The organism is Weizmannia acidilactici (assembly GCF_008974185.1).
GTDB lineage: Bacteria > Bacillota > Bacilli > Bacillales > Bacillaceae_C > Weizmannia > Weizmannia acidilactici.
This window is the reverse complement of record NZ_BKZP01000089.1, coordinates 1-1,153: the sequence shown is the minus strand read 5'-3', so window position 1 is coordinate 1,153 and position 1,153 is coordinate 1. Positions and strand designations below refer to the sequence as shown.

Below are 1,153 nucleotides of genomic sequence, written 5' to 3'. Positions count from 1 at the left end.
TCTTGTCGATTGAAAAACCATATTTAGACTCTTTGATATAGTTCTCCAGGCAGGCTCTTTGATTATAGAATCTCCAGATATCCATTGGTTCCCAGTCCATAGTTGTCACAATAGCTTCATAGTCCCAAAGAAAATCAAACAATTGAAGTTGGTCTTCCTCATACTTGTCGGCTTTCCGGATCACTGCAACCCTTCTTGGCTTTTCCCAGGAAGTGGCCTGATACAGGACTGTTTTTCCCTCTATCACAATCATTTCATCATCAACATAACGAGTCCACGGAGAATTATCGCTTTGAACAAATTTTTTCAGTCTCGAAGTCCATCTCAGTTTACCGGCATAATCAATTTTGTGCTTTTCCCAGTGGCTGTAAAACTTTTCTCCACCAAAACCCTTATCAAAACGGGCATACCGGATAAAGTACTGTGAGGAAAGCAACCGGTAGGTTTCTTCGGCAAATTCGATTACATGATCAGAGGAGTGTACATTACCCGGCCTTAGCACGCCGTTTAAACAAAGATGGGATTTTCCTTCAAATACAAGAAGGGGATGGTAACTTTTTCTTCCTGGCTTATGAGGATTTGCCCCTACTTTAGCACCTTCCTGATTTCCATAGACTGTTTCTACGCTTGAATCAAAATCCAGAATGAGGTCGGAATCCAGCCAGGGTTCAATGATGTCCATTCCCCGTTCTTTAAATTCTATGGCAGCATCTTTAACATTCTCTAGCCTTAGTAAATCCTTGCTTAAAAGCGTGTAATGCGGGCATTTTCCTCCTAGGAAAGCAGTGATCAGAGGATCTTTCTGTAAAGATTGGAAGTGGAACATATGGGAACAATCCGCCATCCAACCCGTAATCAGATACAAAAATACTTTGCTTAAAGGGTATTTTGCATTGTCTTTCTTTAAGCAGTCAAAATCCCGGAAAGTTTGTTCAATCTTCATCCGTTCCAGAAACTGGAGTAGTGGGAGAAACCCACCATAATTTGTACTATTCTTTAAATTGAATGCATATTTAAATTTAGAAACAGGAATGTTATAATTCACCTTAAAGGTGCCCCCTTTTTGGTTGTTAGTTTTTTCTCGAACTCAATTATACCAAAGGATGGGGCCCTTTTTTTATTTTAAATTACTATTTTACTTTCGGAATATGGG

The 1,153-nt window shown here is 39.5% G+C and carries 1 protein-coding gene; it reads right to left on the bottom strand.

Translation table 11 applies throughout. The annotated features are described in order from the left end of the window. A partial coding sequence (locus tag BpJC4_RS15785) for an IS1380 family transposase (protein ID WP_151698192.1) occupies nt 1-1,045 on the bottom strand: 1,045 nt, incomplete at its 3' end. Nucleotides 1,046-1,153: the final 108 nt, after the last annotated feature.